This is a genomic window from Streptomyces nanhaiensis, assembly GCF_046614825.1.
GTDB lineage: Bacteria > Actinomycetota > Actinomycetes > Streptomycetales > Streptomycetaceae > Streptomyces > Streptomyces radiopugnans.
Map to the genome: position 1 here is coordinate 1 of NZ_JBKJFM010000384.1, position 621 is coordinate 621.

Consider the following 621-nt stretch of genomic DNA (forward strand, 5'->3'; position numbering starts at 1 on the left):
CGTCGTCGCGGCGCGGGCCACGGGGCCGCTCGCCCCGATCGTCACGCCGATCCTCCCGGCGGTACGACGGACGGTCGTCCCGACGGAACCCACCACGGTCCTCACGCCGCTCGTCCCGACGGAAACCTCCGCGGTCCTCACGCCGGTCGCCACGCCCCTGATCCCGGTCATCCCGGCGGAACGGCGGACGCTCGTCCCGGCGGAAACCACCACGATCGCCACGCTCGTCATCGCGACGCGGACCGCGCGACCGCTCACCCCGATCGTCCCGCCGATACGACGGTCGATCATCCCGACGGAAGCCACCCCGCCTCTCGTCGCCACTCTGGCGACGCGGCCTGTCCGAGCGCTCGGGCCGGCCCGGCTGTTCCTCGGAGGAATTGGACATTGATGTGGCTCCTGTCTTGGGTGGTACACGTTCGATCTTGCGCACAAACAGCAAAAGGGCCCTTGGTCCCAGCATGCACGCTGGGACCAAGGGCCCTTCAAAGATTGTTCGGCGGCGTCCTACTCTCCCACACGGTCCCCCATGCAGTACCATCGGCGCTGAAAGGCTTAGCTTCCGGGTTCGGAATGTAACCGGGCGTTTCCCTCACGCTGTGACCACCGAAACACCATCCG

The 621-nt window shown here is 67.8% G+C and carries 1 rRNA gene and 1 pseudogene; one reads left to right on the top strand and one right to left on the bottom strand.

Annotation, left to right across the window (positions count from 1 at the left end):
- A pseudogene (locus ACLIYP_RS30715) lies at positions 1-391 on the top strand (hypothetical protein); the annotation flags it as partial.
- A gap of 103 nt (positions 392-494) precedes the next feature.
- Here the strand turns inward: ACLIYP_RS30715 and rrf are convergent.
- Positions 495-611: ribosomal RNA gene (gene rrf, locus ACLIYP_RS30720) — 5S ribosomal RNA — on the bottom strand.
- Positions 612-621 lie beyond the last annotated feature (10 nt).